Annotated in this window: 1 protein-coding gene; it reads right to left on the reverse strand. The window is 27.3% G+C overall.

Features of this window, described 5'->3' with window-relative positions; translation table 11 throughout:
* Positions 1-85 precede the first annotated feature (85 nt).
* Positions 86-334, reverse strand: a complete 249-nt coding sequence (locus Cyrtocomes_RS06030; RefSeq protein ID WP_322498285.1) for a WGR domain-containing protein — start codon at positions 332-334, stop codon at positions 86-88.
* Positions 335-1,106 lie beyond the last annotated feature (772 nt).

Here is a 1,106-nt window from a genome sequence, read left to right on the forward strand (position 1 = left end):
ATCGACGCTTAGCATTACGATTTGAGAAATCCGATCTCTCTTTCCTTGCCTTTATAGCTTTAGCATCTATTAAATACAACCTTTGTTAACAGTGCCTATGTAAATCGTTATATTGCAAATCATTTAAAAGTCTATAGCCCCTAGCAATTCTCTTTTTATGAACTTGAGCAATAAGTTTTTTAATTTCATTGTCAGAAGTTACAAAATGTGTTTTGGATCTTGCTGACTTATTTTGAATTGATCCCCAAGTTCTTCTTAAGATAGTTTCATCAAATAAAGTTTTCTCAAGAGAAATTTGATAGAATTTAGTTTTAGCAATCCAGTATAAGTTCATACCCTAGCAGAACTTTTATTATAGTTTATAAAGCTAGATGCAAATCCTATAACTTTTTTTTGAAACTTTTTGTTTAGATAATTATTTATCAGTTTAATTTTATCTGAAGAATTAATTATTTTTTTAAATTCATTATCTTTCCTCATTTTCTTTAATTAAAAGCATATAAGTTATTATATAATAATTTTCTATAAATTCAATTAATTTCAATTAATTTGTAATTAAATTTCAACAGATCAAAACAAAGGCACTTAATTAATTTCATTAAATTAAAAATAATCTATCAGCTCTAGATTTTGCTCGTATCAATAAAACCTTTATTATTAATTTTTATTATTAAATATCTCTTCAATTGCCAGAGAGGCTCTTTATCAATTTTAATTAAAATTACAGATTATTATTTTATAGTTTGAAGGTTTAGTCTTACTCCTGGCTGGAGCCATATGAGCGCTGTACACCTGTAGCAACTAAAGTTGTCATACAATGTATGACACGTGTATGACAAATGTATGACACTTTTTATGAAGGTGTGGTAAAATGGGGCTTGGCCTCTGTATGACAAATGTATGACAAAATTTTATGTTGTATGACAAATGTATGACACCTAAAAAAATTGTGTATGACAAATGTATGACAAATTTCTGTAATGCCCATAATACGGTACTTTTGGGCCGTCATACAAATGTATGACAAAATTTTCGACTTTTCACTTTCGCAACTACTAAAAAACAGGTTGTATTTTTGTGTTATTTTTATAAGAAATCTATATTTC

Source organism: Candidatus Cyrtobacter comes, assembly GCF_034470605.1.
In the GTDB taxonomy this organism is placed as follows: Bacteria; Pseudomonadota; Alphaproteobacteria; order Rickettsiales; family Midichloriaceae; genus Cyrtobacter; species Cyrtobacter comes.

Bases quoted from the DNA above. Each gene is read 5' to 3' on its own strand.
- Cyrtocomes_RS06030 (WP_322498285.1), bottom strand. From the start codon at position 334: ATGAACTTATACTGGATTGCTAAAACTAAATTCTATCAAATTTCTCTT.